We start from the raw sequence: 23,721 nt of genomic DNA on the forward strand, positions 1-23,721 counted from the left end.
AAGGCAAACACGACAGTTTTGATGTTGAGCTTGGCATCCTGGAGCGGGACAGAGGGGTTGGCCGTCACGTTACCATGGAGATCGCTATAGCCTATGAGCAAGAAATTGATACCGACCGGCGTATTGGCGTAGGACCTGGGTTCGAGATCCTCTGCGCCTGCACCGGGGGTTACTATGATGGGCGGAATCCGCAGGTCACCGCCACCAATCTCATTTTTACCTCCCCACCTCTAAGTGTGATCCGTTGCGGCACTTCACGCAGGGACAGAAAACGGCCATTTCCGGTCGCTCGTGACTGATCACAGTCGACCCGCTGCAGGCAGGTGGTCAGCTTAAAATGAATCTGCCCCCCCTTCCTCGCAGGTGGGGATTATCCATATTGAGTCGGAGCAGATCCGGCTCATCACCCACCGTGAGAACCAAATCTTTTCTTGTGAGTAAAGTCTAGGTATCGAGCAGCAAGCCGCCTATACAGTGACAGCACAGAACAGGGCAATTACAATTTGATTAACATCCAGCGACTTGAGCGATTGAATACCCCATGGAAAGCAAGACTGCGCGCCTCACTGTGCTCATTGATCCCGTAAAGAAAAAAGCTTTCGAGGAACTCTGTGCAGCACAAGACCTGACGTCTTCGCAGGTTGTCCGCCAACTGATTCGTGACTACCTGGACACTCACGGCGCCAGCTATTCGACCAAGAGCAAGCATGCCGCCAGTACCAAGTCATAACCCAACACTGGCAGTTAGTCTCTAGAGGGTCGAGGTACCTTCTACGTGACTGACGGCTTTAGCCAACGCGGTGTTGAAGTCTGCGTGATAATGCTCCGGACTAATTTCTTGCAGGATACCCACCCTTTCGAGCTTGCTGAACACCTTCTTGTTCGCTTCGCAGAGTTTCACCACGATATTCCGCTTGTGCAGCTGCTGAATGACCTCCTCCAACACTTGCAAGCCCGTGATATCCATAAACGGTACGCGCTTCAGACGGATAACCAATAGACGTGGGTCGGTATGGGTCTGTGCTAACACACGCTCGAAGGTCTCAGCCGCACCAAAGAACAGTGGCCCTTCAATTGTATAAATCAGTATCCCTGGCGGTAAGTGAGCATGGCCATTGGCCCTCAACTCTTCTTCAAGTTCGTGCTCGACTATCTGCTGCACCTCCACAGATGAGGCCATACGGCGCATGAAGTGCAGCATCGCGAGAATGACGCCGATATTTACGGCGATCACCAAGTCACTGAACACTGTGAGGCTGAAGGTGATAAGCAGGATAGACACGTCTGCTCGTGGGGCTCGCTGGACCATGCGCTTGAAGTGTTTCAACTCGCTCATGTTATACGCGACCACGAAAAGAATGGCGGCCAGGGCGCACAGTGGGATGTTTGAGGCTAGTGGTGCCAGAAGCAGAATAATAAGCACCAAGGTGACCGCGTGCGTAATGCCGGCCAGCGGGCTTGTGCCGCCGTTACGGATATTGGTTGCAGTACGGGCAATGGCTCCGGTTGCTGCGAAGCCGCCAAACAACGGCGTGACCAGATTAGCCACCCCCTGACCGATCAGTTCCTGATTGGAGTCGTGCTTAGTGCCCGCCATGCCATCGGCAACCATTGCGGACAGCAGCGATTCGATTGCTCCAAGCATGGCGATAGTGAAAGCCGGACCAATCAAATCGATGACGCGAGACAGCGTGATTTCAGGCAGGCTAAACACTGGAAGACCTTGAGGTATGCCACCAAATGCGCTGCCAATCGTGGCTACCCCCTCGAAATGAAAGGTTGACTGTATCGCCGTAGCTACCGCCATTGCGACTAGCGGGCCAGGCACACGTTTGAGACCGGGAATTTTGGAAGTGGTGATGACCAAGAAAAGACTGAGTGCAGCCAGCAGGGTGGTGGCCATATGAAGATCCGGGAGCGTCTGTAGCAAATGCCAGAGCTTTTCATGGAAGTGCTCTCCACTGATCGTCGGTAAACCGAAAAAGTCTTTCCACTGTCCGACCCAGATGATCACGCCAATACCAGCGGTGAATCCGACGATCACCGGATCGGGGATAAACTTAATGATTGCGCCGAGCCGGGCAATACCCAGCAATAACAACATGGCACCCGCCATCATCGTAGCGATTTGCAGACCGTCAACGCCATGCTTGGCCGTCACTCCCGCCAGAATCACTATGAACGCACCTGTCGGCCCGGCAATCTGCAAGCGGCTTCCCCCAAAGAGTGAGACCAGCAGGCCGCCGATGATTGCGGTGTAGATGCCTTGCTCAGGCTTGACGCCAGATGCAATGGCAAAAGCCATTGCCAGGGGTAGCGCCACGACCCCGACGATCACGCCAGACACTATATTGCTGAGCCAGTGCTCTCGACCCAACAGCCCCGCTTTCCATGCCTCACCTATCGCAATCATGGCTAGCTCCTTAATGGGTGTATGTGCATAATATTAACATGCAGTTATAATTTAAAAGCCTTTGATCCACTGCGTCGTGCGGCTGGAGCTTTTTATAGTGCGGACTCGCATGGGGCTGAACGGGCGCGCACTGCAGATAGAAAATTTCGAGAGCGCGTGTAGCGTGGTGACTGACATGAATCGTAAAACAGTGAAAAGCAAGCATGCAGAAGGCGTGACCTTTGACACCCATGTGATCGCAAACCCGACCAACCCCAAGGAGTGGATTGTGTTCTTCAAGAAGGACGCCGGGAGAAGTTATTTCTTGGTGGATGACAACGAAGAGGTCGAGACTTTTGGGCATCTGGATGACTTGATTGCCGAACTTCGAGACTTGGGACTCAAGACCGCTGAAATCCATTTTTAACCCTTGGATCACACCCATGGAGACATGATCATGTCAGTGAAGGTCGAGTATCTATCCAGTCAAAGCGAAGCTCTTTGGTCTGTATGTTTTGGCATCCGACGAGTGCAGTTTCGGCATGAAAAAAGTGCTCAGGATTATGCTGTCAAGCTCAAGCAGAGAATCGAGGCTCCGCATGTTTACCACTCGACGTGGTCAGCCAGCGAAAACTCATAGCTCATAGGCGCAGGCGAGATCGAACCTCGATCTGCTTGTTCTACAAAGGATCCGGTTGAACTTGGGGCTTTCGGTAAAAAAGGCCGAGCAGCCCGATCGTCAGTCTTGATATCTGTAACAGAAAGGCGTGTTACTACAAGGGACTGACTGTTTTTTGGCCGGCTGATGCCTGATATGGCAGCCAGCTTGGGGTCCAGGCTGTGTGAAAACGTTTTGAAGTAGGCTTGACAGTCAGGACATCAACGAAAATCGCGTTCCAGGCACAACAGGATGTGACCTCTCCAGCACCAGTGGTCGGCCAGATAGCCAGGACTGTATTCAACCATCCGCACACGCGTCGAACCAAACTGGCAGGTTCGCCAATAGGCGGTCCCCGTCAGTCCAACATACTCGACAGGTTCGACAGTCGACCAATCGGTCGTACCAAAGGGCACAGCGGTTAGGTCCATGGTTGCCTTATCAATGAAAGGATATCTGTGGACCGTACCCATCCAGTGATCCTTTCGATAGACACATGCTGGGTTGAAATCCGTGTGCGCTGCGCCAGAGGGCGAACTTCGTCGGCGACCACGGCAAAGCCTCGCCCCTGCTCGCCCGCACGAGCCCGAGCCGCTTCGATGGCGGTGTTGAGCGCCAGCAGATTGACCTGCTCGGCAACCCAATTGCACCGCGCCCGTGGGTGGCTGGTTGACGATGCTCGGTGTGCCAGGGGGCGGTTAGTTATTTTTTAGCGGCGCCTTAAGCAAATACAATTGCGTATATGAACATTCACTTGTTATTTCAAATTCATCCAAGGGTGACAAATTTTTTGGAGCACGAGTTTTGCGCAAGACTATAATAAAAAGGTTAAGTACGCACTGATGAACGCTTGGAGGTGGAGGGATTAGAAGTTATGGAAATTGATATGCGCGGCTATCCTCGGAGTTGGTATTTAATGATATCTTTTCTGTGATGATTTGGTGTGGCTGAGGATTTTATATGAACGCTTTGTTGAAAGAACTGCACTTATATCATCATGAGGTGGCTATCAAAATTACTCAGATTAAAGGATTGTTGGGGAGGGTGAGGCATGAATCCGCTGGCGTCGATGACGGCAAGCTGTTGTTTGAGCTGTTGGAAGCCTTGCATGGTGATGCAGAGCGACACCACCATGAAAATGAAGAGCTTATTCGGCGTGCGTTGCTAGCGACTGAAGCACCGATCCACCAACGGGTCAGGGATATCGAGCGAGATCATCAAGCATTTGAGCGCATTGCTGGACAGCTCAAGATGTTGGAGGACTCAACTCAGGAGGCGAGAGTAATCGCTGACACTATCGATGACTTCATCAAGAAATACTACGACCATATGGATGCTGAGGAGAATATTTTCTTTCCGGCGGCAGATAAGTGGTTATCAGAAATCCAGTGGCAGGAAATAAAGCGTCAGTGGCATTAATCGGAACTTTAACCGCCTTACTTCAGTAATTAGGTTGGCATTTATACTCGACCTCACAAATTTATTACGTGAATGCCAGATGACACACCACAGGTTTGTAGGGTTACTTATAGAATTACAAATGAGATAAAGTTCGGGCCTACACCATTGCTCACACCCTACACCTGCAACTGCTCAAGGCCGTTTGGGGGCCTTCGCACACAACCGATACACCTTTACCTTCGGGTATTCGTGGGTGGCTTGCGCAGGAAAGTCGAAGCAGCCCCTTCCCAACCAAGACACCTCATCACCGAAACAGGCGTTGGGTATCATTTCATTCCTTGAATACCGGACAACAACTGCCTCTACATTTCGACCTGAGTGCCCAACTCGATGACCCTGTTCAATGGCAACTTGAAGTACTTCAGGTTGCTGTTGGCGTTCTTGAGCAAGAACGCAAACAAGTACTCGCGCCACTTGGCCATACCGATGCGCTTGGTCGGGATAACCGTCTCCCGGCTCAGGAAGTAAGTCGTGCGCATAGGACTGAAATCAAGTTCGGGCAAATGGCAGGCACACAGCGCGAGTGGGACATCGGGCTCTTCGGTAAAACCAAAGTGCAGACTGACCCGAAAGAAACCTTCGCCAAAGGATTCAACTTCGAATCGACGGTCGACAGGCACTCGCGGGCTGTCTTCGGAGACCACAGTCAACAACACCACCTGCTCGTGCAAGACCTGGTTATGCAGCAGGTTGTGCAGCAGCGCATGGGGAACAGCATCGGCCCTGGCTGTCAGGAACACTGCCGTACCTTGAACACGATGGGGTGGTTGCGTACGAAGACTGCTGATGAATATCGGTAAAGGAAGTGAGGTTTCATCCAGCCGCTCGACGATGATCTTGCGTCCCCGCTTCCAGGTTGTCATCAAGATGAACAGGCCGATACCGGCAATCACCGGGAACGCACCGCCCTGAAAAATCTTCGGCGCATTGGCTGCGAAATACAGGCTGTCCACCAGCAGAAAACCAAGCAACATTGGGATGGCCAACCAGCGCGGCGTTTTCCACAGAAGCAGGACGACCGCCGAGGACAAAATGGTGGTGATCAGCATGGTTCCCGTCACCGCAACCCCATAAGCCGCAGCCAAGGCGCTAGAGGACTCGAAACCGATCACCAGCAGCACAACACCCACCATCAACGCCCAGTTGACGGTGCCAATGTATATCTGCCCCTGCTCCTGGCTGGAGGTGTGCTGGATAAACATGCGAGGTACGTAACCCAGCTGAATGGCCTGGCGAGTCAGCGAGAACGCGCCGGAGATTACGGCTTGAGACGCGATGATCGTCGCCAGCGTAGACAGAGCCACCATCGGCAACAGCGCCCAGTCAGGTGCCAGTAAATAGAACGGATTGCGCACCGCTTCCGGGTTTCCCAGGATCAATGCGCCCTGGCCAAAATAATTGAGTGCCAGACCGGGCAAAACGAGAATAAACCAGGCACGTGAAATCGGTTTGCGACCAAAGTGGCCCATGTCGGCATACAAGGCTTCAGCACCGGTCAGTGACAGGACGACAGCGCCCAGAATCGCCACACCAATGCCCGGATGAACAACGAAGAAACGCACCGCCCAAACGGGATTGAGTGCTTGCAGCACTTCGGGCTGCTGCAAAATACCGTAGATTCCGAGAGCCCCCAGCACCACAAACCACAACACCATGACCGGGCCAAACAGGATGCCGATCCGGGCTGTGCCGTGTTTCTGGATCAGGAACAACGCCACCAACACCACCACTGACAGTGGCACAACCCAGTGCTCTATGCCGTCAAACGCCAGCTCAAGCCCTTCAACCGCTGACAGCACCGAAATGGCTGGGGTGATCATACTGTCCCCGTAAAACAATGCCGCACCGAACAGTCCCAGCAGAACCAGGACTTTGCTCATGTAGGGGTAAGGTGCTGCCGCGCGGCGGGCCAAAGCCGTCAACGCCATAATGCCGCCTTCACCCTGATTGTTGGCGCGCAGGATGAACAGCACGTACTTAATGGAGACAACCCAGATCAGTGACCAGAAGATCAACGACAGAATGCCCAGTACGCCGTCGTGATTTAACTGAACGCCGTAGTGACCGGAAAACACTTCTTTGAGCGTATAGAGGGGGCTGGTGCCAATGTCCCCATAAACCACTCCGACAGCGGCAACAAGCAAGGCCACTCCTGACGTTTTGGTTTCGGAGCCGTCATTCGCACTGGTCACTGTTTTACTCAAGGGGCGTTTCTCTCAAACGGCGGGAAGGAACTGCATGCCATCCTTGGGCAATACGTTTTGCCAGAGCCGTTGGAGGCTCGGGCACATGGTCGATATAAAATCGCGGCCAGTATCGTTGCGAACGAAAGCAGCAACCGTAAAGAATGCGTAAAAATTTAATGCGTTCACGGAGTCGATTGCCTACCTTCACCACCGACAATTAACGGTTGTGGATTCAACCACCCAGTAAAAAAACGGTTTAATTCAGAGAACGTAAGCCCACCAAACACCCGCAGCAGCAATAAGCCAGACTAATACAATGACCACCGCAGCAAATCTGCTCACTGGCCGCTTCTCACGGCTTTCCTCCCACTTGATCGTTTTGACCAGACACTCCTTTAGCACCTGCGCAGGCATCAGCCGGATAGCGAGAAGTATGCCAAGCGGCAGAACGATCACGTCGTCCAAATACCCCAACACAGGAATGAAATCGGGAATGAGGTCGATAGGACTCAACGCATACGCCACAACAAAAACCGAAATCCATTTGGGTAACCAGGGTGTTTGTGGATGTTGATAACAAAACCAAAGCACCATGGTTTGCCGCTTTAGCGTTCTAGCCCAGCAACGTAGACAATCCAGTATGCGTTTCATGTCGTAATTGCCGTTACCTGAAGGAGCTCGCCTACGAGCGTAGCGTCTTGGGTGATGAATCGATTGGGTCATCAGTAGCATGTCGTGATCGGCCGCATAGTCACAAGTGGGTACTGTCCAACGCAGCGCTCAATCCCAAATAGTCGCTAACTATTCACATCTCCTTTCGTAGGGGGTGATGGCCCCAACATTGGCTGTATTTCCCCACGCCCCGCATTTACCTTTCGTGCTGACGTTATTGCCAAGACATTCAATTGTCCCCGTTTCAAGCATTGAAACAGTTGAACGCGGGGTGGATTGCTAACCAGGCTAAGCCCTGAGTTGCTGGCATAGAGAATGCTAGGTCTTCTTCTACGATTCATTGAGTGATTCAAGCGGCTACAACGGGTTAAGCAGTGCGAACAGGACACTCCAATGCAGCCATTATCAGTTTTTTTCAGACGTCAGCCTTCGGAAGCAGTCGACTCGATTGCGCCGACCAAACCACCCAATCTCTTGCGTTGGTTTTCGATCATCAGCTTCATCCTGATCAGCGCCATAGCCATTGGGCTGGGGTTTGTGTCGACGCGTTTCCTGGTCATCGAAAGCCTGGAGCGCGACGCACTGTTGTCAGCGCAATTTATCCAGACCATTGCCAAAGGTGAAATACGTCACCACGGGTTGGGCGGGATGCGGATGGGTGACGTTCTGGCCGCCACCCAATATGGGATGCTCTCGGAAGAAATGGCGCTGAACAGGCACCGTGCCCGCTCCGAGTTCCTCGACCACCTTTCGCACCTGCCAGACTCACTCCTAATCAGCATCTACTCGCCACTTCGGACAGTTATGTGGTCGACCAATCCGCAACTGATCGGACAACAATTTCTCAACGATAAGGCCCTTGAAGCGGCATTCAGTTCGAAAGACCGGGTTTCCACCAACTACAGCAATGCCGATGAACGCCGTCCCGAGCAGCAATTTTTGCTCGCTCCCAAGATGTTCTTCATCGAGAGCTACATCCCCCTGGTAGATGATCTAGGGAATACTCTGGCAGTCGTGGAGATTTACAAGGAACCGGCCGATCTAAGCGAACGGCTCAATCGTGGCCACTGGATAATTTGGCTGTCTACTGCAGTGGGAGGTCTGCTGCTTTACTTCGGGCTATATTGGCTTGTTCGACGGGCATCGATTCAATTAGCGTCACAGGAAGCCCAGCTCGTTGCCAACAAGACCTATGTGGGCTTGGTCGAGATGTCCACGGCGGTCGCTCATAGTTTGCGTAACCCGCTGGCCTGCATCCGCTCCAGCGCAGAATTGGCAAGCGAAATGGACGGCCAACCCGCGACGAAGAACATCGACGATATTGTTAGCCAAGTGGATCGAATGGCGCAGTGGGTACACGAATTGCTGATGTGCTTACGACCGATCCGTGGAGAGGCAGAACTGGTAGAGCCGATGATTGTGGTACAGGCGACACTGGCCAGCTACAGCGCACAACTAGCTCAATCAAGAATCCAGGTCGAGTTCAACAATGAGCCCACCCCACGGATCATCAGTAATCCGCTTTTACTTTCCCAAATTCTGAATAGCGTCATTGCCAATGCCGTCGAGGCAATGCCGGGCGGTGGAAAGCTAACCATCCAGGCGAGTGTGGATGACACCCATCAATGGCTGCATCTCATCATCGCTGACACCGGGGATGGAATGTCACGGCAACAGGAAATGATGGCTTTCAAGACCTTCTACACCACCAAGCAAGGCAAGCTGGGTATAGGGTTGATCATGGTGAAGCAGATCATGGGAAGTTTTGGAGGAGAAGCCAGTCTGACCCACCACGAAGACCAGGGAACATCCGTGCGCTTGAGTTTCAGAATTGTGGAAAGAAGAGTCAGTGCATTGCGCTAACTCTCTTATTCGCACGCAGTTTTCGCAAATCAGTCGCAAACTTCCAAGAGTCGGGAGTGGGCGACAAACCTGCATCGACGGGTACGCTGTAGTCTTTACCGCGAAGCGAGCGCCTTCCTTTACCCCGGGCAGCGTGGCGCCCATTGCGCCGAATTCGCCGCGGGGGGCGTTATCACTCTCAGGGGCCAGTCTTTGGCGCCGCGGGTTTTCGGGTCTGCCGTTTACGCTTGGTCGCGTTAGCCTGACGTACTTGCGTGAATTGTTGCTCCAGCGTTTCGGCACGGGCGTGCTGCGCAGCGGCACGTTGCTGGGTTTGGCTAAGCTCGGTTTGGATCGACTCCAGCCGCCGTTGTAGCTGTTCGACGTGACGCGCGGCCGCCTTGAGCTGCGTCATCGTTGCTTTGCTCCCCTCCCGGGCGTGGTCGACTTCGCGGTGCGCGCGATCCTCGACCCCACGCACATAGCTTTCCTGCGCAACGCGCTCCTGCTCGGTCTTTAGCTGCAGCGCCTGTAGTTCCAGCTGTAATGTCTGACTTTGTTGCCGAGCATCACCGCGCTCGCGCAGCAGAATTTCGCGCTGTTGCTGCAGGTCCTCGATCTGCGTCTGACGCTGCGCCAGCAACAACTCGAGGTCGGCCAGTCGCGTCTCAGCAGCCTGACGCCCAGCCACCGCCTCCGCCGCTTGCTGACGAAACTGCGCCGCTTCCTGGCGCGCCTGGTCTTCCACAGCCGCTACTCGTTCGCGCTCGGCATCCAGCACCTGGCGTTGTTCGGCCAGCGCTTGTTCGGCGACGCCTTGTGCCAAGTCAATCGCCTGCTGCCAAACCACAACAAACGCCTGCGCCACCTCACCCGGCAACGCCGGCAGGCGGGTCTCGCCGTTCAGCCGCTCAGCCAAACGCGACCACCATTGATCGAGCAGGCCGCCGACCCGCGCCGGGCTGCCGCGGCCCAGTTCCAGACGCACGCGCTCCACCGTCGGCCGTTCGCCCCGCGCCAACACCGCATCCGCCGCGGCAAATACCTCGTGTTCCGGCACCCCTACTGCCATGGCTCACCTCCGGGTATATTAGGTCTGATAATCGAATGTTATCCGACGTTATTTTGTAGATATTGGAATTATCATACGTTGAACGTATTAAATATTACAAAGCAGTTGGCCTTGATCGACGAAACCCCGCTTAACCCGCAGGCCTTGGCGCTCAACGCACAGGAAGCGGCGGCGGCGTTTATCGCCGCCGGTACCGCGGCCAACACCGTGCGCAGCTACCGCGGCGCCCTCGCCTATTGGTCGGCCTGGCTGCAATTGCGTTATGGCCAGGCGCTGGGCGATGCGCCATTGCCCGCTACCGTGGCCGTGCAGTTCGTCCTCGATCACCTTGCCCGGCCGTTGGCCGATGGCAGTTGGACCCACCTGTTGCCGCCCAGCATCGACGCGGCACTCGTCGCCGCCCGGATCAAGGCCAGGCCGGGACCGCTGGCGTTTAACACCGTCAGCCATCGGCTGGCCGTACTGGGCAAATGGCACCGGATCAATGAATGGGACAGTCCGACGGAAGCGCCAGCGCTGAAAACCCTGCTGCGCGAAGCGCGCAAAGCCCAGTCGCGTCAGGGCGCGAGCGTGCGCAAGAAGACCGCTCTCGTGCTTGAGCCGTTGCAGGCGCTGCTCTCGACCTGTACTGACGGCGCACGCGGGGTCCGCGATCGCGCCCTGCTCCTGCTGGCCTGGAGTGGCGGCGGTCGCCGGCGCTCGGAGGTGGTCGGCTTGCAAGTCGGCGACGTGCGCCCACTGGATGCCGAGACCTGGTTGTACGCCCTGGGCACGACCAAGACCGATACCGGCGGGGTGCACCGTGAAAAGCCGCTGCGCGGGCCAGCAGCGCAGGCCCTTGCTGCCTGGTTGGCAGTCGCGCCGTCTCAATCCGGCCCGCTTTTTCGTCGCATTTATAAGGGCGGTAAGGTCGGCAGCGCCGGATTGTCCGCCGATCAGGTGGCACGGATTGTCCAGCGTCGCGCCAAACTGGCGGGCCTGGAGGGCGATTGGGCGGCGCACAGCCTGCGTTCGGGGTTTGTCACCGAGGCCGGGCGCCAGGGCGTGCCGCTCGGCGAAGTCATGGCCATGACCGAACACCGCGGCGTCGGGACGGTGATGGGCTATTTCCAAGCCGGCTCACTGCTCGCCAGCCGGGCCACGGAACTGATGCGCGACCCTGATCTCACGCCCGAGGTTAAACCACTGTAGCTTGGTCAAATCCACCCGGTGGCGGATACCTTACCCGCTTCTCCAGGCATTAACCGCTCAACAATACCCCTTGTTGGCTGAAACCTAAGATACAGGGTGCAAACTTGCCGCGAATTTTGTCAGGGGGGCGATTTAAAACACCATGTGGGTTTGTTACATAACCGACCGCGCGCGTCGCCTCCTGTAATATCGACAACGATTATCGCGTTCATGAGCAAAATCGGCATGCATGCCACGCTACAACTCGATAGAAATTGGGGGGCGGAGCGACCCAAACAGCAGCGACTTTGGTGTGTTGGTGTGCACATCAATGCTTGCGCCCCTCACCTTTATCCGAATCACCAATGAGGCTTGATGATGTAGTAGCTCTCGCATGCCTTGCAGCGACACCGGCAAATCAAAAAAACATGAATACCGAGCGCCACTGAAGTGACGAACAAGCAAGTAGTGCCACTCTGGATCAGTGTCTTTATGTTGAAAAACATCCCAGAACCCGTGTTTATCGCCCACCAAAAAACATATCTTGGGAGTGGTTCTCAGCCAGAAGTACACCCTTGCCAGCAGTTTATGAAACACGCAGCTGAAATATTGACTGAGCTGAATGGATGACATAGCAAGCGGTGCCAGGCACGCTTCCGCCGACTCCGATAATCGCAGGGACGCGTCACCGACCTGACACGCCTCGAATTTCATCCGAAACAGCTGCCATGCCAATCCCATCAAGCAGGTTTCACACAGCCCTTGCCCAACCGAAGCAGCTATTGCCTCAAGACAACAGGCATGCCGGCGGAGCATTCGCCGTTGCCAGAATGCACAGAACTGTCGATATCCAGCGCGTAATCGCAGAAGAGAATCGGCACAGGTGATGGAGGATGATAAGCCGCTTGAAGCGCAGCAACGCAGATCAATTGTCTTCGTCCAGCCAGCGAGCCCTGACCATTCAAACGCCACACCAGTGGATCCGTCGTCGCCCTCCTCGAGATAAATATTCGCGCACAACTGCGCCGTTTCTTTTTCGCAACAAAGGCTCGACAGCACCCCAAGCCTATTAAGAGTGCGAGCGTATTCAATGAATGCTTCATGCTTTTTCACATAGCCAAGAGCATCCTGATGGGCACTACGTTTGCTGAGAACCTCGGTGCGAGGTAAACAATATCCGCAATCCGGGCAATGAAAGCCGTATAACGATCCAAGCGGGCTGGGCTTGAACGAAGGGAGGTGCTGACAACCTGCGCAGAGGTATTTGAGTTTAATATGATGCCAAGGGCACCAGTGCACAAACTGTAGCGAGAAAAATACCGATACGAATCCCGTAGTTTCAGCGCACGCGGGGCAGTACTTGTATGCCCCCTTGCTGTTTCCGGGTAAAAGCGAAGCGTAACTGGAGATGAAATGTGTGAAGGATTGTGATGAAGGCTCGCAAGTATCGAAAGTCTGAAATAGTCGACGATAAGTGCGCTCTCCTATTTTATTGGCTGTATAGCCGCACTTCAACCAAAGAAGTATCGTGCGCGCCGGGACAGCATTAATTACTGATAGTTTCTGAACAACCGCAAAGTCCGCATCGTAGGCCCATGGAAAATCATCTGGCCAAAAGTAGCCGTCTCTATGCCACATCACAGAACACCCTCAAATTGGAAGCCTCGACGGCTTTACGCACATCTTCCTCATTGACTTCAAATAGGTCAGTGTCATTATGAGCGGCGAACTTAAGGTAATTTTTTAACGATTCGCAAAAATGCTCCATCGGCAGGTTGTTAGTGTATTCGCCAGCCACACTGTCGGAGAGAAATTTCCAGAATAGACCGCTTAAAGTTGCCAAGCGAAATCCACTGCCAAATGCTTTAGGCAGAAAATACTCTGTATAACTTAAACCAGAGAGAACAGGAAACTCAGACCCTTCGTCACACGCATGCAAAATAGCAGTAAGGTCGGCACTAGACTGGCACCCATGATAGGTGTGAATTTCAGACAAAAAACGACTCACAATGCGCCTTTCCTTTACCTCTTGGAAACCGCTACGCTTTTCGTAGATGTTAGGCTGTGAAAACCCAATCACTGTCAATGAGATATTTACCTGCTTCAGACAATTATGTAAATCCACCAGGATCTTGTAATCAACAGAGTTGAAGTTTTGGATTTCGTCAATGATCAGAACATATTGCTTGTTCACAGAGTCGGCTAGCTGACTTGCTATCAAATTAACCAAATGGTAGAGAATATCAATTTTTTGTTTAGTGGCAGTGTTTTCGGCATGGCATAGTTCGCGCAACACGTTCCATCTATGGTCGTGCCTGTCACGGGCGATACATAATGTCACATGTGCATTGGGTATTTTCGGTGCAAGTTGAGCTTGCACAAATTCTGCGCACATCGACTTCCCAACGCGGGAACTTCCCTCAAACATTACAGCCGGCCGTCGACTTATTACCCGATCAAAACAAAGACGTAAGACACGAATCATCTCGTTGGTAATAAACTGCACTTCGCCGAGCATCAATGGGTGTGTCGAACCGGTCATGAGTTATCTCCGAGTACTTGCCGTGCCCGGCAAAGGAAATTCCACATCGTTAACTTCGGTATTCATGACTTGCGCCTCAGCTGAATCAACGATTTTTACGTCTGATTGTCGCGTCACCGCAGCAACTTCAGGATCGGATTCGCGTGCCAATTTGAAAGCCCCCAGCGCTTGCCCGTGCGAGATAAAGTAGTCCGAAATTTGCTGAACAGGGCTTGTTCCATGCAAAAACCTAAGCTCACCAGCCGAAACAAGCGAGTTAATTTTCCGACGGGTTGCGACACTGTGTTTGAACTCGGACCACCAGCCTATGGCTTGAAGGTGACCGATACATTCGCCGCTGGGTAGATAAGCCGCAACAGCGCGATAGTCATCCTCATCGACCACTACCTGCAGCTGTTTACCCACCCATTGAGCACTGTCGTTCAGCACACTATTTGTATAGTGCACGCGATCAAGTTGCACGTAAGGCCGGCGCCCACTCATAACACTGCCGCGCACCGTGACAGTCTTGGTGGAGAGGTCCGCTTGTAATTTCTCTCGTTGGAAACTGGGAATTTTTGGCATAAGGGCACCTCCGTGAAGGCATTGCAAAATCACTCCGATAGGGGTTAGGAAGCCAATGCCTTCGGAGGGGGTGGCGCAATAGTTGGCTAAGGCTACATCCATGGCGACCTCGAATTTGACCATGTCAATGTGATACTTCACTGCCTTTGTTTCCGGATCAATGGCGCGCCCTTGCCGTGGATTACTGCCAGTCGTGGATGGAAGCATCTGCACCTGCCGGGCGACCTCTTTGAACAACCGCTCTATAGAAGGACGGCTTTCAAAATGTTGGGTCGGACCAAGGCAGTGCATGTATCCAAAATCCTGCCGCGCAATTGTCGTGATCTTGCTGGCCATGTTCGAAAGGTGCGAGTCGACCCATAGACTGCTAAACGTAGTGCCCAGCCAATCGGGAACCACGCCGGACGGAAATCCCGCGCCGGGCACATACGGGGTGCGCACAACACTAACATCGCGAGGGGACCATGTTTTTAAACACGCTTGCGCAATTACTGCACGTACATCAGCAGCGGAAATTTCGCTGTTAAAAACCAGCTTGAAGGCTAATACCGCTTTTGAAAAAGCGTCAATCATCGTTAATAGCCAGATCCTTCTCACAACAATTTCTTGGAAGTAACCTGGCATCAGCTCCACTTGAATTACAAAAAACGCATCAAGGCAGTGTCCGTCTAGCTCTACAATATCTCCCGGACGTTTTGGCCGAATTAGCCTCGGGTGACCAGTGCCGGTATAGAGATGCGCATTGGCGATAGCATCTCCATGCGCTCGGACAAAGCGCACCATATTTTCATCGACTAATTTGCGCACAAACTTTCGAATAGTACGCCTCCCTTTATGCTTGGTGTTGTACGGCCACTCCGTGGGAGCTAACTCAACCCGTTCTAGCGCCTCATAAAATTTCCCGATCAAATACTTCTGCCAATCTTGAGTCGCGGAAAAGGTTAGCCCCTTTTTCAGAATAATACCCATTAAAAACTCTTCAATCTCTGGATGGTTGAGCAATAAGGCACCCAGAACTCCCGACATGCCGCCGTGCTGCTCACTTCTTTTGGGAGATATGGGGCAGGTGCGCGTATAGGGCATAATATGAAAACCCGGCCGAAGCGCCAACTCGCCATAAAATTGCCCATTCTCATCCACTGATAAGAATCTATTTAGCAATCGATGGAGTTCGTTTGCCTGTATGTTAGTACGTAGTTTTATCTCTCTCGGCTGAACTCCTTCGATATAAAGCTCAACAGCTTTTTTTCGCCGACTGAACAGCTCGACACGCCCTTTCTCGAGGCAGGCAGGATCGACTCGCCTCCATTCGCCAGCGCGAATGACTGCTGGGATGCTAGTTCGTTTCATTGCAGTGCCAGGAAGTGGTTAGGGAGGGTGTCTGCTCATCTATTTCAATCTCTAGCGCTCCACGTATATACAACCTCCCTAATGCGGCTATTACGATAGTTTGGTCTAAATGAGGAAAGTTATTCAAGACGTCTATAAATTTGCCACGCTGCCGATCTTTTGCATATGTCAATACCGCGACTTCAACTGATTCGGTTTGTTTAACAAACCGACAAAGTAAGACAAAACTACAAATACGTAGCAAAGGTGCAATTTTGTACACGTGGGGAATAAGATCTGAATTATCATAGATACGGTAAGTCGCGCCGCAAGCCGCGGCGACCCGTGAACCGGCGATTAACTTCGACGACAGGTTATCCTTATCGACAACACCCACTCTAACATCATGCCATTCGCGGTGGCCGGCGGGATCAACAACAATGGCATCCGGCCGTATTAGTGGCCCACCTAAACTGTCTGAGTATGCTTCATCGCCAGCGGGAATCCAAAAACTTTCAACTTGACTGTTGAACTCTAGAAATATCAACCAATGAATAAGCTCTTCGTGGCTTTCAAGCACAAGATCGGCATCAATTTTATGACTGTAGCAAGTCCATAGGTAACTCGCATTTGACCTACGACTGCGCGCTTTGGAAATTAGACGATTGGCAGGACTCTTTGCCGAATTGGACATGATCATACTCACTCTACATTGAGAGAACGTAGTTAGTGATATGACCAGCCTCGTTAGCATTCCTTTAGGTGAAAAATGGGCGGACATTCGTAGACAGGATAGCAACGCCGCCCGCTATTCATTATATTAAATTGGCAATAAAAATAATTTTTTATAAATTTTTTGAATTTAGTCGTGATCAGCTGAACTATATAACCATTAGACCTAAACAGCTCACAGACAAAAAAGAACATGCGTTTGCATTTACCAAGAATTAGTTCCTTTGCCCGAGCCAATGTTTTATCAGACGAAATAACGAAACTAAAAAACCAAGCGCCCTCAAAAGCGAATTTATATGTCTTTGATTTTTAAAACTCTTTCTTTTTCAAAAATTCTAGCTTTCAGTTCGGAGCGCTGCGAACTTCGCCTATGGGCATCCAAGGACTCTATAGATCTCAGAAACTACCTGCATCGTTGCGTCTTCGATCGTTCCTTCATTACGGCATAAAACCCAGCCGTGATCTGCAATTGCTCGCTCGAACGATTTGGTACAAGCGACATGTTCTTCCAGCTTATGGATCACAGTACTGCTCAGCCCACGCTGTCGTGCCGCTGCTCTCGCCCATGAAATATCAGGCGCGGTGACAACCCCGACATGCAGGTCTGGCACTTGCACGTTTCGATCAATGTTCAATTGTAGAATCTCTGCAAACGGGACTGTCCGGCGAAACGCGGCATCTGACGGGTACCAGCGATCGATCAAGATGATGCTGCCTGGTGGCTGTTTATTCAGCACGTGCCGGGAAATCCAGGTACGGCTATCAGCAAAGCGCTCGCAAACCGCCAACTCCAAATCCCTGCTGGGATTTCTGGCGAGTTTGTTAACGAGGGTCATTGTTTCACCCCTGAAGGGATCGCTTTTTTTCTCGCAAAGTCGGATCACCTTCTTGTTGTCTGCCCTCAGTACTTTCGTAACGGCCTCCAACAGTGTGGTTTTGCCGGTTCCCTTGGGCCCATCTAGAGAAACAAATAGCGAACGATTCATTCTTCACATAACGATTGATATACGGTTTTTTGGCCCGGTTCGTTCGCTGGAACCGCTTGGCGCGACTAAGCGAATCGAGTGGAGGGTCCTTATGAACAGAGATTGATGAACACTTTAACCCGGTTTCCGGCTAACGGGTCTCAGAATCCAGGGGGCCAGCCGCTTATGAACACCGCAAGCAAGTCGCTCCCAAAAGGCATCGCTCGCAATCTGCGCAAGCGTCAACAAAGCGTTACTTTTTTGAAACACTTCACAACCGCAGATCAGTAAAACCTGATTTTTGACACTCTCCCGATATGCGGTCACAACTTTTGCACTCCGCTGGGTCCTAACACGGTGGTCGTCGATGGAATATTGGCGTCTAGCGAGGTCCTTACCCGATACGGAGATAAGCTAATGATTTTCAATGTGCAAAATTATGGCGCCAAAGGAGATGGCATCACAGACGACACGGCAGCGATACAAAGTGCGATTGATGCGGCGGCCGCTGCAGGCGGTGGGCAGGTGTATATGCCGACCGGGACATATATTGTTTCTGGAGGTGAGGAACCCTCCGACGGCTGCCTGATGCTCAAGAGCAACGTCTATCTGTACGGCGACGGCATGGGCGATACGACCGTTAAGGTGGCTGACGGCTCCGACACCAAAATCACGGGGGTCATCCGCTCGGCCTATGGCGAAGAAACCCATGACTTTGGCGTCAGCAACCTCACTATCGACGGTAACCGCGACAACACCACCGGCAAGATCGACGGCTGGTTCAATGGCTACATTCCCGGTCAGGAAGGTTACGACTCCAACGTCACCCTCGACAGCGTCGAGATCAAGGATTGCTCCGGGTACGGTTTCGACCCCCACGAGCAGACCGTCAACATGGTCATCAAGAACAGTGTGTCCCACGGCAATGGCCTGGACGGCTTCGTTGCGGACTTTCTCAGCGACAGCACCTTCGAAAACAACGTCGCCTACGACAATGACCGCCACGGTTTCAACGTCGTCACCAGCACCCACGACTTCACCCTCAGCAACAACGTTGCCTACAACAATGGCGGAAGTGGCATCGTGGTGCAGCGCGGCAGCGAGGACATCCCCTCCCCCAGCAACATCACCATCACCGGTGGTGAGGTGTACGGCAACGGCGCTGAAGGTGTGCTGGTCAAGCTGTCCAGCGATGTAACCGTCAGTGGTGTCGATATTCACGACAACGCCAGCGCCGGGATCCGCATCTACGGCAGTAACCATGTCGAGATCATCGACAACACACTCAACAACAACTCTCTGGGCGCCCCCGTACCGGAAATCATCATCCAGTCCTACGACGACACGCTGGGCGTGTCCGGCAAGTACTTCAACGGCAGCGACAACACAATCCAGGGCAATATCATCAGCGGCAGCAACCTGTCGACCTACGGTGTTGCAGAGCGCAATGAAGACGGCACCGATCGCAACGCCATCATCGGCAACACCATCAGCCATACCAGCAAGGGCGCCACACTGGTCTATGGTGACGGCAGTTACGTAAGCGCCACGGTGCCCATGACTACCGTGCAAGGCACGGCTGGCAACGACACTCTGCCGGGCAGCGCGGCCAGCGAAATTTTCTATGGTGCAGCAGGCAACGACACTATCAATGGCGGGGCCGGTGGCGACATTCTAGTGGGCGGTGCGGGCATCGACAAACTCACCGGCGGCACGGGTGCCGATACGTTTCGTTTCGTCGCCCAGTCCGACAGTTACCGCAACGCAACCGCAAGCTTCGATGACACCATCACCGACTTCGACGTCACCCAGGACAAGATCGACCTCGCCGGCCTCGGTTTCACCGGCCTGGGCAATGGCCGTGGTGGCACCTTGCAGGTCAGCTACAGCGCCGGCAACGACCGCACCTACATCAAGGACTACGATGCCGACGTCAGCGGCAATCGCTTCGAGTTGATTCTGTCGGGCAACCTGGCGAGCACCCTTACCGCCAGCAACTTCATTTTCAATCGGGTGGTCACCGGCACCAGCGGCAGCGATTCGCTGTTGGGTAGCGATTCGGCCGACACCCTGCTCGGTCTGGCGGGCAACGACAGCCTCAGCGGCGGTGCAGGCGACGACAAAGTTGACGGCGGCGCCGGCATGGATACCCTTACCGGTGGCGCCGGGTCGGACACCTTTGTGTTCTCCAACCGCCTGGACAGTTACCGCAACTACAACACCGGCGGCGCCAACCTTGGCGACCTGATCACTGACTTCAATATCGCCGCCGATAAGATCGATCTCTCGGCCATGGGTTTCACCGGCCTGGGTGACGGCAAAAACAACACCGTGTACCTGGTGCTCAACACTGCCGGTACCAAGACTTACATCAAAACCCTGACCGCCGACGCCAATGGCAACCGTTTCGAGGTAGCGCTGGACGGCAATTATCTCGACAAGCTGACCAGCGCCAATTTTGTCTTTGCCACTTCGCCAACGGTCAACCACGCGCCGGTGGTGGCAACGGGGTTGCTGGATCAGAGCGCCACCGAAAACACCCCGTTCAGCTACGTCGTGCCGGCCACCAGTTTTACCGATGCGGATAACGACAGCCTCAGCTACACCGCCCAACTGGCCGATGGCAGCGCCCTGCCCGGTTGGCTGACCTTCGACACCGCTACCCGTAGTTTCAGCGGCACGCCCAACGACACGGCATCGGGTAATTACTCCATCAAGGTCACTGCATCCGATGGCAGCAACGCAACCGTCAGCGACAGTTTTACGCTGGCTGTACAGGACGTACCCGCCGCACCCACTGTGATCAATGGCACACCGAACAACGACACGCTGACGGGCACCGCTGCCAACGAACAACTGTTCGGTGGCGCTGGTAACGACACCCTTAATGGCGGCGCCGGCAACGATATCCTGGTCGGCGGCACCGGCGCGGACAAACTCACCGGCGGCGCGGGCGCCGATGTATTCCGCTACACCTCAAAACTCGACAGCTACCGCACCGCTTCCACCAGCGCCAGTGACCAGATCCTCGATTTCGACGTGACCGCCGACAAAATCGATGTCTCGGCGCTCGGCTACACGGCCTTGGGCAATGGCCTGAACGGCACGCTGCAAGTGACCTACAGCGCTTCGAGCAACCGCACCTACCTCAAGGATCTCACCGCCGACGCCAATGGCAACCGTTTCGAAGTGTCGCTGGCGGGCAACCTGGTGAACAGCCTGACGGCCAATCATTTTGTCTTCGCGGACCAGAACACTCCCAGCAATGTTGCGCCGGTGGTGGCCATCCCCCTTCTCGACCAGAACGCCACCGAAAGTTCGCCGTTCAACTACACCGTAACCCACGACAGTTTCACCGACGCCAACCAGGATGTGCTGACCTACACTGCGACCCTCGCCGACGGCAGCGCCCTGCCCGCTTGGCTGAGTTTCAACGCCACCAGCCTGGCGTTCTCCGGCACGCCGATCAGCACGGCGTCGGGCAATTACAACGTCCTGGTCAAGGCCACCGATCCTTCTGGTGCGTCGGTCAGCGACAGCTTCGCCCTGGTGGTGGCCGATGCGCCCGCCAACACCATCACTGGCAGCAACAACGCCGAAAGCCTCAACGGCACGGCGGGCGCCGACCTGATCCTCGGCCTCGGTGGCAACGACACCATCAAGGCCGGCACTGGCGCGGACATCGTCGACGGCGGCGGCGGACGCGATTCGCTGTACGGCGGCGACGGGGCCGACGCCTTCCGCTACACCGACGTACTCGACAGTTACCGCGACTACGACGCCGGTGGTGTCACGGCGACCGACACGGTCTACGACTTCACCGCGGGCGTCGACAAGATCGACGTTTCAGCGCTGGGTATTCTCGGCCTCGGCGATGGCAGCAATGGCACGCTGTACATGACTCTCAACGCGGCCGGCGACAAGACCTACATCAAATCCGCCGAGGCCGACGCCGATGGCAATCGCTTTGAAATCGCCCTCAACGGCAACTACCTCGACACCCTGACCGCCAGTGATTTCGTGTTCGGCGAGCGCGCCCAGCAAGACATCCTCTACCTGCCCACTCTCGGCCAATCCAATGCGCGCCTTTTGCGCATGACGGAGGACGACGATCAATCCGGCACCTCGATGCTGGTAAAAGACCTGGACCGCTACACCCCCTATGACGTGCGCAGCCAGTTCACCGACGCCGATGGCAATGGCATCGACATCGCGGTGGGTGGCAGCACGGTCAATGGCCTGTCGACCTTGGGCGCCGAGGAACTCAAGTTGTGCTGGTGGCTGACCGACACTAACCAACCCGGGCCTGCACTGTTGCGTGCCGTGGCGTTGCTGCAGGACCAGCTCACCGAACTCAAATCCATCGATAACGTCACCATGGGCATCATCTGGGGCCAGGGCGAGGAAGCCGCTCAGGAGATTGGCCGCTCCACGGATAAAGCCGCAGCAGCATCGGCCTACAAGGCCGCGACCCTGAATGTGTTTGATTACCTGCATGCCCAGTTCGGCAACTTCAGCGTGTACATGATGGAAACCGGTCACTACGAGCAGGACGCTGCGCGTGCCCGTGGTTATTCGGAAGAGAAGATTGCCTCAATCGTTACGGGGGTTGGCTATGTCCGCGCCACCCAGGAGGCCATCGCCGCCGAGCGCGCCGACGTCAAGCTGGCTGTGGACTACACCGACCTGCCCTTGCGCTACGAAGTCGATCCGCTGGTCTATCCCGATGACGTCTGGCACCTGCACGAGGAATCAGCGGAAATCGTTGGCCAACGCCTGGCCGATTACATTGCCAATGACCTGGGCTTCCAGGGCAATCCCACCGACAACAACAGCGTGCAGGCCATTTTCGACAACGCTCAGAACCAGGGCGGGATGATTGCCGGCACTGATCAAGCGGATACCTTGGTGGGCAGCTCGGGCAACGACACACTGGATGGCGACTTGGGCGCCGACACAATGACCGGTGGCGATGGCAACGACATCTACGTGGTCGATAACGCGTTCGACAGTGTGGAGGAAACCAACACCTCGACCGCGCAGATTGATACCGTGCAGGCCTCGGTCAGCTGGACGCTGGGCGCCAATCTCGAGAATCTGGTGCTCACCGGCGTGTCGGAAATCGACGGCACCGGCAATGAGCGGCGTAACTTCATCACCGGCAATGCTGCCGACAACGTGCTCGATGGTGCCGCAGGGGCCGACAGCATGAGCGGTGGCGATGGTGACGACACCTACTATGTCGACAATGTCGACGACACCGCGATCGAGACCAACAGCAATGCGGTGCCTGGAGGAGTCGACAACGTACACAGCAGCCTGGCGGCCTATACCCTCGGCAGCAACGTCGAGAATCTGTATGTCGATAGCGCTGGAGCCGCCAATGGGACAGGCAATGCGCTGGACAACACGCTGTTCGCCGGTGCCGGCAACAATGTGCTGGACGGACGCGATGGCAACGACACAGTGTCCTTCGAGCGGGCCCTGGCGGGCGTTACTGTAAACCTATCAACGTCCGCACAACAAAACACCGCGGGGTCGGGGCTCGACACCTTGAAATTCCTCGAAAACGTGACGGGAAGCGCCAACGCCGACAGTCTGTCGGGCAACAGCACCGCGAATATCCTGAACGGTGGTGCCGGTAACGACACCCTGGTGGGTGGTTCGGGCGATGACCGACTGATCGGCGGCGCAGGCACCGACAACCTCACCGGCGGCACTGGCGCGGACACCTACGCGTTTGGAGCGCTGTCGGACATGGGCGTCGGGGCTTTACGCGATGTGATTAGCGGTTTCAAGACCACTGAGGGTGATCATCTGGATTTCACCAGCCTGGACGCCAACCCGCTGACCGCCACCGTCGACGCATTCATGTTCATTGGCAGCAACGCCTTCGACCCCACCAACGCCACTGGCCAACTACGCTTTGCCGACGGCATCCTCTCCGGCAGCGTCAACGCCGACGTCACCCCCGAGTTCGAATTCGAGATGGTGGGCGTCAAGGAGCTGCAGGCCAGCGATTTCACAGCCTGACCTGATGTGAGGGAGCCTGCTCGCGATAGCGGTCGGTCAATCAGCTTCCATGCTGAACGTACCGCCGTCATCGCGAGCAGGCTCGCACCCGCAGGTTTTTTTC

At 54.6% G+C, this 23,721-nt stretch carries 15 protein-coding genes and 2 pseudogenes; 6 read left to right on the plus strand and 11 right to left on the minus strand.

The window, feature by feature from the left end; translation table 11 throughout:
• The first annotated feature begins 541 nt into the window (after positions 1-541).
• On the plus strand, positions 542-730 hold the full coding sequence (locus KGB25_RS03795) for a ribbon-helix-helix protein, CopG family (RefSeq protein WP_095077032.1): 189 nt from the start codon (positions 542-544) through the stop codon (positions 728-730).
• Positions 731-751: 21 nt separating this feature from the next.
• Here the strand turns inward: KGB25_RS03795 and KGB25_RS03800 are convergent, their stop codons facing one another.
• Positions 752-2,413, minus strand: coding sequence for a SulP family inorganic anion transporter (locus KGB25_RS03800; RefSeq protein ID WP_223434285.1), 1,662 nt, complete (start codon positions 2,411-2,413; stop codon positions 752-754).
• Between the two features lie 175 nt (positions 2,414-2,588).
• Here KGB25_RS03800 and KGB25_RS03805 point away from each other — a divergent pair, with 175 nt between their 5' ends.
• Complete coding sequence (locus KGB25_RS03805; RefSeq protein ID WP_223434286.1) at positions 2,589-2,819, plus strand: hypothetical protein; 231 nt, start codon at positions 2,589-2,591, stop codon at positions 2,817-2,819.
• A gap of 467 nt (positions 2,820-3,286) precedes the next feature.
• Here KGB25_RS03805 and KGB25_RS03810 read toward each other — a convergent pair.
• Together KGB25_RS03810 and KGB25_RS03815 are read right to left on the minus strand one after the other, a co-directional pair.
• A pseudogene (locus KGB25_RS03810) lies at positions 3,287-3,481 on the minus strand (DHCW motif cupin fold protein); the annotation flags it as partial.
• Between the two features lie 62 nt (positions 3,482-3,543).
• Positions 3,544-3,690: pseudogene (locus KGB25_RS03815) on the minus strand (methyl-accepting chemotaxis protein); the annotation flags it as partial.
• 320 nt (positions 3,691-4,010) lie between these two features.
• Here KGB25_RS03815 and KGB25_RS03820 point away from each other — a divergent pair.
• Positions 4,011-4,469: a hemerythrin domain-containing protein gene (locus tag KGB25_RS03820; RefSeq protein ID WP_223434287.1), complete on the plus strand. Its 459-nt coding sequence runs from the start codon at positions 4,011-4,013 to the stop codon at positions 4,467-4,469.
• A gap of 344 nt (positions 4,470-4,813) precedes the next feature.
• Here the strand turns inward: KGB25_RS03820 and KGB25_RS03825 are convergent, their stop codons facing one another.
• On the minus strand, positions 4,814-6,715 hold the full coding sequence (locus KGB25_RS03825) for a potassium transporter Kup (protein WP_223434288.1): 1,902 nt from the start codon (positions 6,713-6,715) through the stop codon (positions 4,814-4,816).
• Between the two features lie 243 nt (positions 6,716-6,958).
• A complete protein-coding gene (locus KGB25_RS03830) occupies positions 6,959-7,348 on the minus strand; it encodes a YkvA family protein (protein WP_223434289.1) in 390 nt (129 codons plus the stop codon).
• Positions 7,349-7,762: 414 nt separating this feature from the next.
• Here KGB25_RS03830 and KGB25_RS03835 point away from each other — a divergent pair, with 414 nt between their 5' ends.
• Positions 7,763-9,232: a sensor histidine kinase gene (locus tag KGB25_RS03835; RefSeq protein WP_223434290.1), complete on the plus strand. Its 1,470-nt coding sequence runs from the start codon at positions 7,763-7,765 to the stop codon at positions 9,230-9,232.
• A gap of 178 nt (positions 9,233-9,410) precedes the next feature.
• Here the strand turns inward: KGB25_RS03835 and KGB25_RS03840 are convergent, their stop codons facing one another.
• Positions 9,411-10,283, minus strand: a complete 873-nt coding sequence (locus KGB25_RS03840; protein ID WP_223434291.1) for a DNA-binding protein — start codon at positions 10,281-10,283, stop codon at positions 9,411-9,413.
• Positions 10,284-10,361: 78 nt separating this feature from the next.
• Between KGB25_RS03840 and KGB25_RS03845 the strand changes: the two genes are divergently transcribed.
• Entirely contained in the window at positions 10,362-11,474 is a 1,113-nt protein-coding gene (locus KGB25_RS03845; RefSeq protein WP_223434292.1) for a site-specific integrase, read from the plus strand.
• 237 nt (positions 11,475-11,711) lie between these two features.
• Here KGB25_RS03845 and KGB25_RS03850 read toward each other — a convergent pair whose 3' ends face one another.
• From KGB25_RS03850 to KGB25_RS03870, 5 genes are all read right to left on the minus strand, one after another.
• Positions 11,712-13,091 carry a hypothetical protein gene (locus tag KGB25_RS03850; RefSeq protein WP_223434293.1) on the minus strand — a complete coding sequence of 460 codons (1,380 nt, stop codon included), beginning with the start codon at positions 13,089-13,091 and terminating at the stop codon, positions 11,712-11,714.
• The gene (locus KGB25_RS03855; protein ID WP_223434294.1) at positions 13,081-13,995 is read right to left on the minus strand and encodes an ATP-binding protein; all 915 of its coding nucleotides are present in this window, start codon (positions 13,993-13,995) and stop codon (positions 13,081-13,083) included. The genes KGB25_RS03850 and KGB25_RS03855 overlap by 11 nt, the downstream gene beginning before the upstream one ends.
• Before the next feature lie 3 nt (positions 13,996-13,998).
• Positions 13,999-15,909, minus strand: coding sequence for a hypothetical protein (locus tag KGB25_RS03860; RefSeq protein WP_223434295.1), 1,911 nt, complete (start codon positions 15,907-15,909; stop codon positions 13,999-14,001).
• A complete protein-coding gene (locus KGB25_RS03865; protein WP_223434296.1) occupies positions 15,896-16,582 on the minus strand; it encodes a hypothetical protein in 687 nt (228 codons plus the stop codon). Before KGB25_RS03865 ends, KGB25_RS03860 begins: the two co-directional genes overlap by 14 nt.
• A 406-nt stretch (positions 16,583-16,988) precedes the next feature.
• On the minus strand, positions 16,989-17,606 hold the full coding sequence (locus KGB25_RS03870; RefSeq protein ID WP_223434297.1) for a dTMP kinase: 618 nt from the start codon (positions 17,604-17,606) through the stop codon (positions 16,989-16,991).
• Positions 17,607-18,002: 396 nt separating this feature from the next.
• Here KGB25_RS03870 and KGB25_RS03875 point away from each other — a divergent pair, with 396 nt between their 5' ends.
• Positions 18,003-23,618, plus strand: a complete 5,616-nt coding sequence (locus KGB25_RS03875) for a putative Ig domain-containing protein (protein WP_223434298.1) — start codon at positions 18,003-18,005, stop codon at positions 23,616-23,618.
• Positions 23,619-23,721: the final 103 nt, after the last annotated feature.

Source organism: Pseudomonas sp. BF-RE-21 (assembly GCF_019947305.1).
In the GTDB taxonomy this organism is placed as follows: Bacteria; Pseudomonadota; Gammaproteobacteria; order Pseudomonadales; family Pseudomonadaceae; genus Aquipseudomonas; species Aquipseudomonas migulae.

Coding starts and splice junctions, on each gene's coding strand:
- KGB25_RS03875 (WP_223434298.1), top strand. CDS start 18,003: ATGATTTTCAATGTGCAAAATTATGGCGCCAAAGGAGATGGCATCACA.
- KGB25_RS03840 (WP_223434291.1), bottom strand. CDS start 10,283: ATGGCAGTAGGGGTGCCGGAACACGAGGTATTTGCCGCGGCGGATGCG.
- KGB25_RS03795 (WP_095077032.1), top strand. CDS start 542: ATGGAAAGCAAGACTGCGCGCCTCACTGTGCTCATTGATCCCGTAAAG.
- KGB25_RS03860 (WP_223434295.1), bottom strand. CDS start 15,909: ATGAAACGAACTAGCATCCCAGCAGTCATTCGCGCTGGCGAATGGAGG.
- KGB25_RS03865 (WP_223434296.1), bottom strand. CDS start 16,582: ATGTCCAATTCGGCAAAGAGTCCTGCCAATCGTCTAATTTCCAAAGCG.
- KGB25_RS03805 (WP_223434286.1), top strand. CDS start 2,589: ATGAATCGTAAAACAGTGAAAAGCAAGCATGCAGAAGGCGTGACCTTT.
- KGB25_RS03835 (WP_223434290.1), top strand. CDS start 7,763: ATGCAGCCATTATCAGTTTTTTTCAGACGTCAGCCTTCGGAAGCAGTC.
- KGB25_RS03830 (WP_223434289.1), bottom strand. CDS start 7,348: ATGAAACGCATACTGGATTGTCTACGTTGCTGGGCTAGAACGCTAAAG.
- KGB25_RS03855 (WP_223434294.1), bottom strand. CDS start 13,995: ATGACCGGTTCGACACACCCATTGATGCTCGGCGAAGTGCAGTTTATT.
- KGB25_RS03820 (WP_223434287.1), top strand. CDS start 4,011: ATGAACGCTTTGTTGAAAGAACTGCACTTATATCATCATGAGGTGGCT.
- KGB25_RS03850 (WP_223434293.1), bottom strand. CDS start 13,091: ATGTGGCATAGAGACGGCTACTTTTGGCCAGATGATTTTCCATGGGCC.
- KGB25_RS03870 (WP_223434297.1), bottom strand. CDS start 17,606: ATGAATCGTTCGCTATTTGTTTCTCTAGATGGGCCCAAGGGAACCGGC.
- KGB25_RS03800 (WP_223434285.1), bottom strand. CDS start 2,413: ATGATTGCGATAGGTGAGGCATGGAAAGCGGGGCTGTTGGGTCGAGAG.